The organism is Winogradskyella sp. UBA3174, from assembly GCF_002364335.1.
GTDB lineage: Bacteria > Bacteroidota > Bacteroidia > Flavobacteriales > Flavobacteriaceae > Winogradskyella.
Genome location: NZ_DEXW01000043.1, coordinates 83,435 through 97,338 on the forward strand (window position 1 = coordinate 83,435; position 13,904 = coordinate 97,338).

Genomic DNA, 13,904 nt, shown 5'->3' on the forward strand with positions numbered 1-13,904 from the left:
ATTGGATTTTTTAGTTTTTAGAGTGATTATTTTTTATTAACTACTTCACTAAGTCGTTTTCCGTATAGTGAAGTTTTAATTTTATCCGTTAAGTTGTTGTAGACTGAATCTATATAAATAGGGTTAGCGTTAGGCATCTCATATAGAGCTAAATAAGCAGCAACTTCACTATCCTTGTTGTTTATAGCAAATTGAATGGTATATGAATACTTTCGTTTTATTAAAGTATTAGATTTGCGAATAATAGAGTCTAAAGCAATACTGTCATTCTCTTTTTGAGCTAGAAAATTAGCTTGCATTAAATTTAGATTTTCATCATTAAAACGAGACATAATATCAGTGAACTCATTCAATAAATCTTGCTGTGAAGATCCTTTTATTTTTGCGTCAAAATTAAAATTCTTTAATGTTGTATTAACTTCTGTAATTCCTTTATCAGCAAAAAAGGGAATATAATGTTCTTCACCATCGTTCTTAAAAAGCTTTAAATATAACAATATAGGTTCATCTATGTTAGTTTGTAAACTAAAATTGGGCTCTCCATTAATGACCATTGAATCTAAATCTATAATTGATGAATCACCATCCTTTTGTAAATAAACAACACCTTTTTTAAGGCCTTTTACGTTGCCTTTTAAGGTAAAGTTTGCTTCTTTGTCTTTACCACAAGAAACGACTACTAATACTAGAATAATAAGGCTTAATACTTTATTTAGTTTTGACATGTTTTATTTAAAATAATTAGAGAGCAAATATCTTATAATAGTTTTAGAATTGCTAACTAACAGCAGCCAATTCCATTAAAATTGTACATGCAATAGCAGCAATAGTTCCTACGGCATAACCAAAAACTGCGAGTAGTACACCAACAGTTGCTAATGATGGATGAAAAGCAGAAGCAACAATAGGTGCAGAGGCTGCACCACCAACATTGGCTTGGCTACCAACAGCTAAAAAGAAATAGGGTGCTTTAATAAGTTTAGCAACTAGAATTAGAAGTAAAGCATGTATCGTCATCCAAACCACACCAATTGCTATGAGACCAACGTTATCAAAAATCATAGTTAAATCCATTTTCATTCCAATAGTAGCAACAAGGATATAAATAAATACGCTTCCGAACTTACTAGCACCTGCACCTTCATAGTTTTTTGCTTTTGTATTAGATAATAGTATAGCGATTAAGGTGGCAATACTAATCATCCAAAAGAATTTAGAACCTAAGAATGTAAATATATTTCTTGAGGTTGGTGACTCAATATCTGCAACAACACCATCGAAAAATGGTGCTAAGTAATTGGCGCTTAAATGGGCAATACTTACAGTTCCAAAAGCTATAGCACAGATAATCATAATATCTGTAAGTGATGGGTTACGTTTTACTTTTTCTGAAAATGTTGACATTTTCTCTTTAAGGTCTTCTATAGAGGACGTGTCTGCTTTTAACCATTTATTAATACGATTCCGTTTTCCGATACCAATGAGAATAATTGCCATCCAAATATTTGCAACTACGATATCTACAAATACCATTCCGCCATAAAGACGTTGATTATAGCCGTAAATTTCTAGCATGGCAGTTTGGTTGGCTCCACCACCAATCCAACTTCCTGCTAATGTAGAAAGACCTCTCCAAACGGCATCTGGTCCAATACCTCCAACAGTTTCTGGCGAAACAGTAGCTATTAATAAAATAGCAATTGGTCCACCAATAACAATACCCAAAGTACCTGTGAAGAACATGACTAAAGCTTTCCAGCCTAAATTAAAAACAGCTTTTAGATCTATACTTAATGTCATTAGTACTAATGCTGCAGGTAATAAATAGCGGCTAGACATATAATAAAGGTTAGTTCCATGCTTTAAAATGTTATTTTTTTCTGATATGCTTTCCCATTCAGGTGATATTAATCCTGTTGTTGTTAATACAGCTGGTAACATATAAGCAACAAATAAACCAGGAACTATTCTATAGAATTTTGACCAAAAGCCTGTTTTAATAGATTCTGTAATAAACACAAATCCTAATGCAAGCATTAAAAGGCCGAATACAATAGTATCATCTGTGAAGAGTGGTGGTTTAATTATTGCTGTTGAAATTTTATTATCAATATTTACATCTAAAATTTTATTTCCATTTTGGAATGTAATATTCTTTACGTCTATGATTGTTTTATCAATAAAACTTTCGTCCGCTTTAATAATAATATCAAATAATTTCTCAGAGTCTATGCCGATAGTTTTCTTAGAGCTGAATTTTATGATTGCATAATAATCAGAAACTTCAGTTGTGTATAAGTCAACATTTTTAAAAGGTACTATTTTTTTTATTTTGGCAAGAGAATCTCTTGTGGATATTTTAAAGATGAAATCGGTAAAGACAAGTTTATCAACAATTACTGGGACTTCAATAGCTTTAGAACTATTTGCATCAAAACTTCCTATAGTAATTTGTGCTTCAGAATAATTTAAAAAAAGTAAGACAAATATTAATAAAATACTAAATTTTGAAATTGCATTCATATTAGAGGTTTAGTCCTCGCAAAATACAAAAATTAAAAACTAAAAAAAGTGACCGTTTCCGATCACTTTTCTTCTGTTGAGTTATCTTTCTTTTTGGGTTGCCTATTATGCTCTTTTAGATATTGCATAAGCATCCATTCTATTTGTCCGTTAGTGCTTCGAAATTCATCTGCAGCCCATTTTTCAACAGCTTTCAGCATTTCTTCATTCATTCTTAGTGCAAAGGCTTTCTTCTTAGACATTATACTATTTTTTCAGTTTTTGTTGATACACATAAATAAATACAGGTAGTAAAACACTAACACCAACAACGGTTATTAAAAACCCAACCCCTAAATCTGAAGCATTGTTTTGAGCGCCAATAATTATCTGATAATTAATATATGCTAATATTAATGCACACAGAAAGTTTACAATTCTAAGTATTCTAGTACTGAATCTGTATTGTTTTAAAGTATTCTCTTCAGTAATATTCACCTTATAATTATGGAGATGCGGAAAACGATTTAAAATAAATAAACCAATATACATTACAGTAGCTAAAGCAGGTAAAAACCATAAAAAACCTTTGCCACTATAATTATCTGGCTCACCTGCAGCATTAAAATGAGAAGGAACAGAATCAGGTAGATTAGCAAATTCTAGTATTAGGTGAATCCACATTAAAATTAATACTGTAATCGAAGCTAGTTCAATAACGATATCAATAGTTTGAAAAGGTATTTTTAGTTTTGGTCTTTCCGCATTCATTTTTATCTGTTTTTGTCGCGTTCTAAAACAACACTAGCCCAATTGGGTGCAATATGACTTACGACCCAACCTTCACGAGCATATTGATTTAAAAGATCTTCAAAATTTTGAATTCTATTTCTAAATCCAAGTTTTGGTATTACTACTTTATATTCCTTCATTTTTATTTTCTGATTTTATCGTCTTTAAATACAGTCAATGCTAATACAACACCTATTAACAAACCGATGATTGAACCATAGATTAAGCTCATGGCTATGTTATTTGTAACAGTTCCAATAGTTGTGCCAATACTAGATCCTAAAGAACTACCAATGGCTATACTATATGTTTGATTTTTATTTATTTTTTAATGACTTAAGGTGCCTGTATTTAGTACTGGTGATGCATCCTTGTCACCACAAAGTACAACCATTAGGTTACTCACCATGGCAGCTTTACGTTCGTCGTCTAAATCTACAACATTCTTTTTGCTGAGTTCGTCAATGGCCATTTCTACCATGCTTACAGCTCCTTCAACAATTTTATGTCTTGCTGCAACAATTGCTGTTGCTTGCTGACGTTTTAACATTGCGCTTGCAATCTCGTTTGCATAAGCTAAGTATCCAATTCTGGCTTCGAGTACTTCAATACCTGCAATAGTTAAACGTTCGTCGATTTCTTTTTCTAAAGCGTTGCTTACTTCATTTACACTAGAACGAAGCGTAATATCCTCAACAACACCTTCATCTGCAAAATTATCATAAGGATACATACTTGCTAGCTTTCTTACAGCGGCATCGGTTTGTACACGTACAAAGTTTTCATAATTATCTACATCAAAGGCTGCTTTATAGGTGTTTTTAACACGCCATACTAAAATGGTACTAATCATAATAGGGTTACCTAATTTATCATTTACCTTAAGACGTTCACTATCAAAGTTACTAGCTCTCAATGATATTTTCTTCTTAGTATAAAAAGGATTTACCCAATAGAAGCCGTTCTTTTTTATAGTACCAACGTATTTTCCAAATAAAAGTAATACTCTAGACCCATTAGGTTGAACCATTAAAAAACCAAATGCTAATACAAATGCTGCCAGAATTCCGAAAGCAGGCCAGCCCGTTTTGGTGATAGCGATAAGTGTTATGCTTCCAAAGAATAGCAATAAAAATAAAAATAGCATGAGATAGCCATTTGCTGGGACGATAATTTTTTCTTCTTTCATAAGTTTGAAATTTAGTTGGTTAATTAATATTATAAGTCAATATGATATTAAAATGATATCATAAAGATATAATTTATTTTATTAGTATGCAAATTCATTCATTTGTTACAGATATATAAATTAAACTTTGGCACAGCATTTGTTATATGCTATTTGTAATGAATAATGTGATAGTTACCTAGAGTAACATACTACAAAATCGCAGCATTACATTGGTTGGTTAGTTAGAAAAAAGCATCTCGTGGTCGGGATGCTTTTTCATTTTATGTGTATTTTAGAATAAATATTAAGACTTAATAAAGTCGGTAATACTTGTAATCAATAATGGAGAGATTGATCTAAAGGATTCATTGTAAGATTTAGAATTTTCTAAGTCATCACCTTTAATTTCAAATAAGACATGATTCATGTTTTCAATAATGATGAGCTTAGCTTTATAGTTAGCCTGCTTTAGTAATTCAGCTTCTGCAACAGAAACTTGTAGATCTTTTGTGCCATTGATTAATAGAATAGGCATGTTTAAGGTTTTTAAGATATCTGTTGGATTATGGGTCATCCAATTAATCATAAAACTTTGAATATCTGGGCCAAATAAAGAGGCTAGTGGAGCAGGATAGTCTGTTGTCGTTTTGCCAGTTTTAAGTATGTCTACAACACGTTGCGTTTCTTTACCTAATATAGGCGCCATTTTGCTCACTTGTTCAACAAGAACATCTCCTATATTATTACCAGCACCTGCAAGAGATATAAAGCCATCCGCTTTATCTTTAGCTGCGAGCATGCCAACCAAGCTTCCTTGACTGTGACCAATAATATATATATTAGAATAACTATCTTTTTCTTTAAAGTAGTATAAAACGTCTGAAGCGTCATTTACAAAATCATCGAACTTAGTGTCTTTATCTACATTGCCTTGGCGAATTTGTTTTACAACACGTTTATCATATCTAAAAGTAGCGATACCATTATTAGTTAGGTCTTCTGCTAGTTTCTTTAAAGAATTATTTTGTAAAAAGTTCTGGTTTCCATCTCTATTTGTAGGACCAGAGCCAGCTATGATTATAGCTAAATTTGGTTTATCAGATTCATTAGGTATGAGTAGTGTACCATCAATCCATTTAGAAACAGATATATTTTCTTGAGCGTATGTTTTTTCTTGACTTAAACTTACAGATGAAACTAAAAGTGAAATTAGTAATAAGTAATACTTCATTTTAAATTTTTTACGATGCTTAAAGTTACTTTATAATACAATGCATTCTTATTTTTGAAACAACTTTTACACTAATTTATTGTAATTTATATACTTCGATATTTTATTTTTAAGTGTATTTCATCGATTAAATGTATTATTTCGTCTTCAAAAGTTAAAATTAAGTGTATTTCATCGATTAAATATGTTTTTAACCGTTATAACTGAAATACAATGATATATTTGAAGTGTACTAAGATTTAGTTTTTAGTTCAATGGATTAATTAATTAATATTTGCATTATGTTGTTGACTTAGAGACCCTAAATTTACTGCATGATATAAAAGCAAATTTTAGAAAAACCGAGATTGAGGGATCTCGGTTTTTTGTATTTTATAAAGTTATTAATTTTCTAAACGTCAGGTTTATTCTTGGATTAATGTCTTTTTTAGTCTTTGTAATTTGATGTAGCCAATGCTTTTGCATTTCACCTTCCATTATTAATAAGCTTCCGTGTTCTAAAATTAATTTATGACGTTGCTCTTTTATTGTTCTATGTTTAAAATGAAAGGCACGCAATTCACCAAAACTAACCGAAGCAATTACAGGGTGTTCACCTAACTCTTTTTCATTATCTGCATGCCAACCATTACTATCGTTACCATTTCTATAAAGATTAACTAAAACGGTATTGAATGAGTGCTTAATAGCATCTTCAATCTTAGCTTTTATGTGTTGAATTGGTTTGGTAAACGGCTCAGGATGCATTACAATATTAGAATAACCATAAGGTTGGTTAGAATCTCCAAAAAGTGCAGTTAGACGTGGTTGCTTGTATGTTTTGCCGAAAACGGTAATGTCATCATGTTGCCAATTCGTGTCTGTTTCAATTGCTTTGAAATACGAATCAGCTTCAGATACAGAGAAGAAATTTGGAATATAAACTAACTCCGCATTCGGTAGATTAAAATGTTGTTTCTCTTGCGAAAACAAGTCCATAGTATAATTTTTGTCTAAATTAGTATTTCAATATGAATTATAAAAACCTCATATTAATTGTTTGCGTTGCGATGCTCTTCTTTTGTTTTAATAAAAAGCAGACGTTACCTGATGGTTTTGTTTACGCTAAAGATATTATTCCAGATTTAGATGTAGAATTACGCTATTTTACTACTAACAATTTTGTTGGTGATACGATTGATGGTTATAAAACCAATAAGTTAATTCTCACCAAAGAAACGGCCGAGAAATTGAAATTAGTACGAGAAGAACTTCAAGAGCAAAACTTGTGCTTAAAGGTTTATGACGGTTACAGACCGCAAAGTGCTGTTAATCATTTTATACGCTGGGCAAGAGACTTAAACGATACAATTAATAAGCAACAATTTTATCCAGATGTTAATAAGCGTAACTTATTTAAAGCAGGTTATATAGCATCGCGTTCTGGGCATAGTAGAGGAAGTACTTTAGATTTAACTATTACTAACGGAGAAACAGGTGAGCCTATAGATATGGGAAGTCCTTATGATTTTTTTGGTGAACAATCTTGGGTTAATTATAAAGTGATTACAGAAAAGCAAAAGGAAAATAGGCAGCTATTACAAACTGTAATGCTAAAGCATAATTTTAGAAACTACCCAAAAGAATGGTGGCATTTTACGTTGCGTTGGGAGCCGTTCCCAAAGACTTATTTTGATTTTGAAGTGGAATAGTTCTACGATTTCTTCAAAAACAATAATCCCACAATAGGTCCTAAAGCCAAAATCATAAATGCGAATTGTGTATAATCAACTATTAAACTATTTAGCAATTGAATACTCACAATAGTAATTGCAAAACCAATACAATTTACAATAGTCAATGCTGTGCCTTTAGATTGTGCGTCACTATTTTGTGCTACCATAGTAGAAAATAATGGAGAATCTGCAATAACTACCATTCCCCAAATAACAAGAAAGCCAATGAAAACTGGAATAGAATTTATCAAAAAGAATAATGGTGAGAGTAAACAACATAAGCCAGAAATACTCAGAGATAATACGGCTATTTTTTTAGTACCATAACTATTTGAAATAAAGCCACCTAATATGCAAGCTATAGTTCCGGAAGCTATGACTATGAAAGAAAATAAAGAGATATTAAGTTCTGTATTATGAAGTTCAGTATGCGTTAACAGAAGAATTGGTACAAATGTCCAAAAGGCATAAAGTTCCCACATGTGTCCAAAATAGCCAAAAGCTGCAGATCGGAATGACGGATTTTTAAAAACCTTTACGATTTTAGAAACATCAAATTTGCTAGCTAATTTTTGATAAGGTCCATTTGGTACAAATAAAAAAACCAGAAAACCACCAGTTAGTGCTAATATTGATGTCGTCCTAATGACGCTTTCCCATTTAAAATTGAATCCAACAGACTTTATAAGATGAGGAAATGCTGTGCCTAATACTAGCGCACCAACTAAAAGGCTAAGTGATTTTCCTAAGCCTTTTTCAAAATGATCTGCTGTAATCTTCATTCCTACGGGATAAATACCAGCTAAGCTAAAACCCGTTAGGAATCTAAAACCAATTAGAGTTAAAATAGAATTGTTAGAATAAAGCATACCAAGATTAAAAATAGCACCAAGAACTGCACAGATAAAAAATACTTTAGAAGGTGAAAACCGATCACTCAGTGTTAGAATAGCAAATACAAAAGTGCCTACAATAAATCCAAATTGTACAGAAACGCTTATATAACCTAAAGATTGAGAGCCCAGGTTAAAGGTTAAAATTAAATCATCAATTATAGCGTTACCTGCAAACCAAAGCGAGGTACAACAAAATTGGGAAAATATAATTATTGGTAAAACCCATTTGTTGGTGCTGGTAATAGCTTTGTTTTTCAAGTAATTTATGTTTTAATTCAAATACATCCAAGCCCAATACATCAAGCCAAATTGAAGTGGAATACGAAGTAAGAGTATCCATTTTGGGATACCTGCAGCAGCTTTTTCGTTAGATAGCATATAAAAATGAACCATTAAGAAAACAGCTAGCATAGCTATAATACCGTAAATAGAAATTACTTTAAGAATAGCGATACATAAGCTGACTCCTAAAAGTATTTCCGCAATACCACTCCAAAACACTAACGCTTTGTGGTTTGGTAAATATTTTGGCATAATGGGCAGATATATTTTTGGTTTTATAAAATGCATAACTCCTGCTAAAATATACATTACAGCCATAATGTAAAGTCCAATGGGTTCACTCATCTTTAAATGTTTTGTAGATTAAACCAATTCCGTAGTTATTGAAATTTTTGTCTAATAAACTAGATTTAAAACCATTCCCTTTTTCAAATTTAACCCAGCCATTACCACCAATAAATACACGTTTTATAAAGGTGTTTTTGGTTTCAATCTCATCAGTAAATGGAAGTAATGGTCTAAAATTAGTAGGGATTTTAACCAGGCCATTTTTAGATTTTATCTCTTTATATTTTTTATTTGGTAATAATTTCCCAGCTTTATTCGTGTAGCCAAGAGCTTGTAATGATACAAAAAATCCATTTTCAGGAATATAGATATCATAGTCGTCTACATTAAGTTCATAAGCATCTCCGTTTTTTTCTGTTGCTCTAAATGCAATGGTTTCATAGGTTAAAACTTTACCAGGAAGTCCATTGTCATTTTTGTAAAATTGTACTTTAAACAATGTTGAAAAAGGTTTTTTATCGCTGTTGGCACGCTTGCGTTTGCTCCAATCTTTAGATTCTAATGCAATCGGAAAAAGTACACTAGCTAATTTTTGATTTTTAGCAGTTGTTTTAGGGAAAAAAACTGCGATTTCAGACTCAATTGTTGGTAACCAACATTTATAATAATCGTTGTCTAAATAAGGTTTCAGAGTTTCTTTTTTGAATTTACGCTTTAGTTTTACATCAATTACAACTTCATCTAGTTCGTCTGCCTGCGATTCCATTAATAATACTTTTGGAAGGTTGTGCGTAGAAAGATTAAGGTTTTTAAAACCTAATGCAGAGATAAACAACGAATCTATATTCGGATATATTTTTTGTGTGAATATAAATACACCTTCATCATCAGCGAAAATACCTTGCCCATTTCCAAAAGAAATGGTGGCATAAGATATTGGAAATTCTGTTTGAGAATCTTTAATATTTGTTTGCGAATGTGCTAAATTAAAAAGATGAAAACAGCAAATAAAGCATAAGGTTTTATAGCGCATATTTATTTATTACTTTCTATCCAAGCATTTATTTTTTCTTGTAATAAAGCTAAAGGAATACAACCAGGTTCTAATATTTGATTGTGAAATTCACTAATTTGAAACTTGTCACCTAATTGTTCTTCAGCCTTGGCACGTAATTCTAATATTTTTAATTGTCCAATTTTATAAGATAATGCTTGACCAGGATTTGCCATATAGCGCTCAATTTCTCGGGTAATACTTTCTTCACTTTCAGCTTCGTTTTTTAAAGAATATTCTATTGCCTTTTCTCGGCTCCACCCTTTTGTGTGTATGCCAGTATCAACAACCAATCGGATAGCTCTATGCATTTCTGCACTCAGATTGCCGAAATATTGGTAAGGATCTGTGTATAAACCTAGTTCTTTTCCAAGTGATTCTGTATATAAAGCCCAGCCTTCTCCATAGGCACTATACCATAAAGCTTTTCTGAATTTTGGTAAGTTTTCATTTTCTTGTTGTAATGAAATTTGAAAGTGATGACCAGGTATTGCCTCATGTAAAAAAAGGGACTCATCAGAATAGATATTATAGGTTTTGGTGTCTGGTATAGGAACATAAAAGACGCCTGGACGATTTGCTGCTATCGAACCTGGGTTATATTCAGCACTAGCTGATGCTTCCCTAAAGGCTTCCGTACGTCTTACTTCAAAGGTTGTTTTTGGTTGAATATTAAAAAGTTTATCGACTTGAGGTTTCATTTTATTATAAATCGCATTAAAGTTTTCTATCACCTCTTCAGGAGTTGTAAATGGCATAAGTTCTTTTTTGTTTCGCACGTGGTCAAAAAACGAAATGATATCACCTTCGTAACCCACTTGCTTTTTTACTTTTTCCATTTCTGATAAAATACGTGCAACTTCAGTTAAGCCTAATTTATGAATTTCATCTGCGGACATATCTGTTGTCGTATATAATTTTATTTGGTGTTTGTAATATGCTTCACCGTTTGGTATATCAGAAATTCCGCTAGAAATTCTACCAGCCAACATGTAATCAGTACCCATAAAGGTGTGTAATTGCTCAAATGCTGGAACAATTTTATCTAAAACCATACTCTTATAGTCTTGTGTTAAATTGGTCTTATCTTCTTCCGAAAACCCATCTGGTAAATTAGTAATAGGTTTGTAAAATAAATGTGCGCTTAAATCTTTGGTAGTTAATGCTTTTAGTTGAGGTAGTACTTTAACAATTAATGATTTTGGTAATACATGTTTAGCTTTAATACCTGCTTTCATATTGTCTTCGGCTGATTGCATCCAAAGTAAAAAACCGTCAACACGCTCTAACCAATTCTTATAATCTTCAACGGTCTTAAAAGGTTGTGCACTTGCGCCACTTGCAAATTGGCCAATCATTAAATTGATGGACCACATTTGGTCTACTGGTGTATAAGCCGTAAAATTTAAACGACTTAGATTAATATCGCACTCCCAGTTTAAGACAGCTTTACTTAATTGTTGACTTTCAGTTAAATCTGAATCCTCGAACGTATTAACTTCATATTTAAATCTTGTTAAATACGCTTTTTCGGTAGCAATGAAATTATCATCTAAAACATTTGGTAATACATTGTTGTAAGTGTTATCACCCATAAAAGTTGCCTCTAAAGGATGTGCCATAAGGTTTTCGTTGTAGTAATCATTTAAAAGAGCACTAAATGAATCAGAAGTTGTAGTACTTAATTCCTCATTAGTAGTTGATGTGTTCTCTTTACATGCTGTAAGACTAAGAAGTATGCAAGCAAGGACCAAAATGTTTTTCATGATTAGTATGATTTTATAATTAATTATCTAAAGATATTGAATCTTAACTATTATCAATAAAAAAACTGCTAAGTATTAGTTAGCAGTTTTGGTAAAAGTAAGGGTAATGCGCTTATTCTTTGTCGAGATTTTTTGTCATGTTAAAACCTACAAATAATGCAATACCTGCTGTTAAGAAAATAGTACCTGGATAGGCTGCCTCTTCTGCAACTCCTAAATTGTGGTAAAGTATCGAAGCTACAAAAATACCAGCACCAATTCCCATTAACAACAATGCTAAGTTTAAAATAAGAACTTTCCAGATCGGTGCTGCATTTCTGCGACCTTTCATAAAAATAGTGGCATCTGCGCCTTTTTCGATAAGTGCTAAACGTTCTTTGTTTCTAGTTGAAAGGTATAAGTATACCACACCAAAAATAGCTAAAAACATGCTAATTGGTATTAAAATTTCTCCTGACATAATGTTTGATTTTTAATTGATTATTTTTAAGTGTTCATAGCTTATGACGACAAGTTTTGGATGAAGGTTACAATTTTATCAAAAAAAGTTTTTTAAAATTTATGTAACCTATTATTATATAAGGTCGTCTTAAATAGTAATGACCACCATCGACGACCAAAAGCTAATAGAAACTATTCAAAATGGCGACACTAAAGCGTATTCGCAATTAGTGAATCGTTATAAGGACTTGGTGTTTACATTGGCCATAAGAATGCTGAAGCATAGGGAAGAAGCAGAGGAAGTGGCACAAGATACTTTTATAAAGGTGTTTAAATCCTTAGATAAGTTTAAAGGCGATTCTAAATTTTCGACCTGGATTTATAAGGTCACTTATAATACTTGCTTAGATCGTATAAAAAAGAATAAGAAGCATTATAATGATGTAGCTATAGATGAATTTACATTTAATAAATTAGATACTATTGACAACGCTTTGGATAATATGATAAATGAAGAAAAGCGTGTTTTAATAAAGAATTGTATCAACAAATTACCAGAAGATAGTAGTGCTTTATTGACTCTATTTTATTTTGAAGAATTATCTTTAGAAGAAATATCTAAAATTATAAATATTGAAGCGAACACAGTTAAGGTAAAGCTTTTTAGAGCAAGAAAGAAGTTAGCTGTTATATTAGAACAGTATTTGAAACCTCAAAATAGCATGAATTATGAAAAATGATGAAAAAAAAATAGAGGCATTTATAGATAAGCTAATTGCTAATGAAACTTTAGAGCAACCCGCTTTAGATTTCACAAATAAAGTGATGACTGAGGTTGAAGCTATTTCTAATTCAACAGCGACAGTTTATAAACCATTGATTCATAGGTCTGTTTGGCTACTTATAGGTGTTAGTTTCGTTGCTTTGGTTGGTTATATTTATTTAAAAGAACCTATAACAAGTAGTGGATGGCTGGGTCGTTTTAATTTGTCTAATATTTCTGTAAATCCTTTAGAAAATATAGCGATCAATTTTTCGTCAACATTAATGTATGCTTTTGTCCTATTGGCGATCATGGTAAGTATTCAAGTCCCATTATTAAAGCATTATTTTAATAAACGTAATGTTTTTTAATTGGGATAATACCAGAATAAAATTTCAGCATAGTTTAGGTCAATAGTATCTTTTTCTCTAATCTTTTAGTAAAAATATTGAGCACATGATTGCCTTCAGGTAAAACCTCATTTTGAAGTATATATTCTATAACAACTGCAAAGGAAATAATTGAAAATGTTAATGCCAATACATAAAAAATGAGTAAAAAGGAAATGGCAAAAATGATACTACAATAGTTTTCTAAAGTCCCAATATTTTTTCAAAAGATACCACCTTCTTTTTAAGATATTTAGTGAGCTTTTGGCTGTAATTGTTTTTCATAATCAAGATTACCAGAAACATAGTGCAAGCCTAAAGTACCAATCCATAAGCCTCTTAATAAAACATGCAGTAATAAATTAAATATTAAAATAAAACATGCAAACATAGTAATAATACCTTTATACATTAAACCGTTTATTTGTGCTCCTTTAATGCCAACTACAATAGGTTCGTAAGCACTGAATAAAGCAAAAATTGCAAAACCAGAGATTAGCAATTCTAGTTGCCACCTTTCTTCCTGCAATTTTTGTAAAAGTTTTTTGAATGTAGGATTATTGCAATCGTTATTCATTGTTAGGTTGGTTCCGTTTAATTTCTCCTAAATTTAG

17 protein-coding genes are annotated in these 13,904 nt (G+C 31.5%); 3 read left to right on the forward strand and 14 right to left on the reverse strand.

Annotation, left to right across the window (positions count from 1 at the left end; translation table 11 throughout):
- Positions 1 to 26: 26 nt before the first annotated feature.
- The 8 genes from B2U95_RS07445 to B2U95_RS07480 all read right to left on the reverse strand — a co-directional run bounded on the left by B2U95_RS07445 (position 27) and on the right by B2U95_RS07480 (position 6,674).
- Positions 27 to 725 carry a DUF4369 domain-containing protein gene (locus B2U95_RS07445; protein WP_296314362.1) on the reverse strand — a complete coding sequence of 233 codons (699 nt, stop codon included), beginning with the start codon at positions 723 to 725 and terminating at the stop codon, positions 27 to 29.
- A 52-nt stretch (positions 726 to 777) separates the two neighbouring features.
- The gene (locus tag B2U95_RS07450) at positions 778 to 2,037 is read right to left on the reverse strand and encodes a DUF819 domain-containing protein (protein WP_296314516.1); all 1,260 of its coding nucleotides are present in this window, start codon (positions 2,035 to 2,037) and stop codon (positions 778 to 780) included.
- Between the two features lie 548 nt (positions 2,038 to 2,585).
- Entirely contained in the window at positions 2,586 to 2,765 is a 180-nt protein-coding gene (locus B2U95_RS07455; protein WP_296314365.1) for an Arc family DNA-binding protein, read from the reverse strand.
- A 4-nt stretch (positions 2,766 to 2,769) separates the two neighbouring features.
- Entirely contained in the window at positions 2,770 to 3,273 is a 504-nt protein-coding gene (locus B2U95_RS07460) for a DUF1648 domain-containing protein (protein ID WP_296314368.1), read from the reverse strand.
- 2 nt (positions 3,274 to 3,275) lie between these two features.
- Positions 3,276 to 3,434 carry a DUF4177 domain-containing protein gene (locus B2U95_RS07465; RefSeq protein WP_296314371.1) on the reverse strand — a complete coding sequence of 53 codons (159 nt, stop codon included), beginning with the start codon at positions 3,432 to 3,434 and terminating at the stop codon, positions 3,276 to 3,278.
- Positions 3,435 to 3,622: 188 nt separating this feature from the next.
- On the reverse strand, positions 3,623 to 4,483 hold the full coding sequence (locus B2U95_RS07470; RefSeq protein ID WP_296314373.1) for an SPFH domain-containing protein: 861 nt from the start codon (positions 4,481 to 4,483) through the stop codon (positions 3,623 to 3,625).
- A 286-nt stretch (positions 4,484 to 4,769) separates the two neighbouring features.
- The gene (locus tag B2U95_RS07475) at positions 4,770 to 5,696 is read right to left on the reverse strand and encodes an alpha/beta hydrolase family protein (RefSeq protein WP_296314376.1); all 927 of its coding nucleotides are present in this window, start codon (positions 5,694 to 5,696) and stop codon (positions 4,770 to 4,772) included.
- A 372-nt stretch (positions 5,697 to 6,068) separates the two neighbouring features.
- On the reverse strand, positions 6,069 to 6,674 hold the full coding sequence (locus tag B2U95_RS07480) for an alpha-ketoglutarate-dependent dioxygenase AlkB family protein (RefSeq protein WP_296314379.1): 606 nt from the start codon (positions 6,672 to 6,674) through the stop codon (positions 6,069 to 6,071).
- 32 nt (positions 6,675 to 6,706) lie between these two features.
- On the opposite strand from B2U95_RS07480, the gene B2U95_RS07485 reads away from it, so the two are divergent.
- A complete protein-coding gene (locus B2U95_RS07485) occupies positions 6,707 to 7,387 on the forward strand; it encodes a M15 family metallopeptidase (RefSeq protein WP_296314383.1) in 681 nt (226 codons plus the stop codon).
- A 2-nt stretch (positions 7,388 to 7,389) separates the two neighbouring features.
- On the opposite strand, the gene B2U95_RS07490 is transcribed toward B2U95_RS07485, so the two are convergent.
- The 5 genes from B2U95_RS07490 to B2U95_RS07510 all read right to left on the reverse strand — a co-directional run bounded on the left by B2U95_RS07490 (position 7,390) and on the right by B2U95_RS07510 (position 12,157).
- The gene (locus B2U95_RS07490) at positions 7,390 to 8,565 is read right to left on the reverse strand and encodes an MFS transporter (RefSeq protein ID WP_296314386.1); all 1,176 of its coding nucleotides are present in this window, start codon (positions 8,563 to 8,565) and stop codon (positions 7,390 to 7,392) included.
- Positions 8,566 to 8,577: 12 nt separating this feature from the next.
- The gene (locus B2U95_RS07495) at positions 8,578 to 8,934 is read right to left on the reverse strand and encodes a DoxX family protein (RefSeq protein WP_296314390.1); all 357 of its coding nucleotides are present in this window, start codon (positions 8,932 to 8,934) and stop codon (positions 8,578 to 8,580) included.
- Positions 8,927 to 9,910, reverse strand: a complete 984-nt coding sequence (locus B2U95_RS07500; protein ID WP_296314393.1) for a hypothetical protein — start codon at positions 9,908 to 9,910, stop codon at positions 8,927 to 8,929. The genes B2U95_RS07495 and B2U95_RS07500 overlap by 8 nt, the downstream gene beginning before the upstream one ends.
- Positions 9,911 to 9,912: 2 nt before the next feature.
- Positions 9,913 to 11,697: a DUF885 domain-containing protein gene (locus tag B2U95_RS07505; RefSeq protein WP_296314396.1), complete on the reverse strand. Its 1,785-nt coding sequence runs from the start codon at positions 11,695 to 11,697 to the stop codon at positions 9,913 to 9,915.
- A 112-nt stretch (positions 11,698 to 11,809) separates the two neighbouring features.
- Positions 11,810 to 12,157 carry a DUF6249 domain-containing protein gene (locus tag B2U95_RS07510; protein ID WP_296314400.1) on the reverse strand — a complete coding sequence of 116 codons (348 nt, stop codon included), beginning with the start codon at positions 12,155 to 12,157 and terminating at the stop codon, positions 11,810 to 11,812.
- Positions 12,158 to 12,296: 139 nt separating this feature from the next.
- Here B2U95_RS07510 and B2U95_RS07515 point away from each other — a divergent pair, with 139 nt between their 5' ends.
- Both B2U95_RS07515 and B2U95_RS07520 read left to right on the forward strand, forming a co-directional pair.
- Positions 12,297 to 12,878 (forward strand): RNA polymerase sigma factor, encoded by a 582-nt coding sequence (locus B2U95_RS07515; RefSeq protein ID WP_296314403.1) that lies wholly within the window; start codon positions 12,297 to 12,299, stop codon positions 12,876 to 12,878.
- The gene (locus B2U95_RS07520; RefSeq protein ID WP_296314405.1) at positions 12,868 to 13,272 is read left to right on the forward strand and encodes a hypothetical protein; all 405 of its coding nucleotides are present in this window, start codon (positions 12,868 to 12,870) and stop codon (positions 13,270 to 13,272) included. Before B2U95_RS07515 ends, B2U95_RS07520 begins: the two co-directional genes overlap by 11 nt.
- Before the next feature lie 271 nt (positions 13,273 to 13,543).
- On the opposite strand, the gene B2U95_RS07525 is transcribed toward B2U95_RS07520, so the two are convergent.
- Complete coding sequence (locus B2U95_RS07525) at positions 13,544 to 13,867, reverse strand: hypothetical protein (RefSeq protein ID WP_296314407.1); 324 nt, start codon at positions 13,865 to 13,867, stop codon at positions 13,544 to 13,546.
- Positions 13,868 to 13,904: the final 37 nt, after the last annotated feature.